Annotated in this window: 1 protein-coding gene and 1 pseudogene; both read right to left on the minus strand. The window is 66.7% G+C overall.

Annotation, left to right across the window (positions count from 1 at the left end):
• A partial coding sequence (locus tag EGM46_RS14480; RefSeq protein ID WP_431194094.1) for an ABC transporter permease subunit occupies nt 1-211 on the minus strand: 211 nt, incomplete at its 3' end.
• A 116-nt stretch (nt 212-327) separates the two neighbouring features.
• A pseudogene (locus EGM46_RS14485) lies at nt 328-1,390 on the minus strand (ABC transporter substrate-binding protein).
• Nucleotides 1,391-1,666: the final 276 nt, after the last annotated feature.

Consider the following 1,666-nt stretch of genomic DNA (forward strand, 5'->3'; position numbering starts at 1 on the left):
TGATCGCACCAGCGACGAGACCAGCAGCACCGCCGGCCAGCGTCGCGAGGATGGGATTCTGCTCGAGCGTGATCAGCGACGCCGCCACCGCAGCGCCCGTGGTAAAGCTGCCGTCCACGGTGAGGTCGGGGAAGTTGAGCACGCGGAAGGTGAGATACACCCCGAGCGCCATCACTCCGTAAATGAGACCCAGTTCGAGCGCGCCGATCATCCGGTTGTTTCCTTGCGTTCGGGACACGGAATCTGGCGGATTCCCGTCCGTGAATGGGAAGAGTGGCTGCCGCGCATACGCGCGACAGCCACTGCTTCAGGGTACTGCGTACAGAACTACTCTACGACGGTCGCATCGTCGAGGATCGACTTCGGGATCTCAACGCCCATGCGCTCCGCGGCCCCGGGGTTCACCACGTAGCTGAGCTCAGCCGGGGTCTCCACGGGGGTCGTCGCCGGATCGGCGCCCTCGAGGATCTTGATGGCCATCTCGCCGGTCTGGTGACCGAGCTTCGTGTAGTCGATGCCGTAGGTGGTGACGGCGCCGCCCTCGACGGTACCGGGCTCCGCACCGATCACGGGGATCTTCGCGTCCTCGGCGACCTGGACGAGCGATGCGATGCCCGAGACGACCATGTTGTCCGTCGGCACGTAGATCGCGTCGACGTCGCCGAGCGCCTCGGTGGCCTGCGCGATATCGTTCGCCGTCGTGACGGTCTTCGTGACGAGCTCGAGGCCCATCTCGTCGGCGACCTTCTGCGCGGCATCGACCTGCACCTGCGAGTTGACCTCGCCCGATGCGTAGACGATGCCGACCTTCTTGGCGTCGGGCTTCAGCTCGGTGATGATCTCAAACTGCGTCTTCAGCGCATCGTCGGGCACGGCATCGACGGTGCCGGTCACGTTCGCGCCCGGCTCCTCCATCGACTTCACGAGCTCGGCCGACACCGCGTCGGTCACCGCGGTGAAGAGCACGGGCTTGTCGGTGATCGCCTGCGCGGCCGCCTGCGCNGGGCTTGTCGGTGATCGCCTGCGCGGCCGCCTGCGCTGCCGGCGTTGCGACCGCGAGGACGAGGTCAGCATCCGAGGTGGCGAACGTCTGCGCGATGGTGACCGCGGTCGCCTGCTCACCGTTTGCGTTCTGCACATCGAACTTCACGGTGTCGCCGTCGACATAGCCCGCATCGATGAACGCCTGCTTGAAGCCCTCGGTTGCCGCGTCGAGCGCAGGGTGCTGCACGAGCTGGCTGATGCCGATGCTCACCGCGTCGAGCTTCGCGGCATCGTCGCCGCCAGCGCTATCCGAGGGTGCGGAGGAGCAGGCGCTGAGCGTGAGTGCGGCGGCCGCGCCGAGGCTCGCGAGTGCGAGCATCCGGCGGCGAGAAGAAATCTGTCGCATGTGTATCAGTTCCTTAGCAAATATGGATACGCCTTGGCCGCGGCCAAGGCGAGCTGTGTGTTCCGGCACAAAAGCACCGACGTCGCCATCGTAGACCGGGAGACGGGCGCAACGGCAACTTCTGACACATTGTGATGCGGACGTTGCGATCCCAGTGCCTGAGCGGGTTTCCGCGCCGAAACGCGCGCAGGGGCGGGCGCGGGGCCGCCGGTCCGCTTCGGAACCGACACCCCGTCACCCGCCCCAGCGTGGCGTGCGGTGGCGCGCTACGCGAGC

Origin of the sequence: Leucobacter chromiireducens (genome assembly GCF_003917135.1) — a bacterium.
Classification (GTDB): Bacteria; Actinomycetota; Actinomycetes; order Actinomycetales; family Microbacteriaceae; genus Leucobacter; species Leucobacter chromiireducens_A.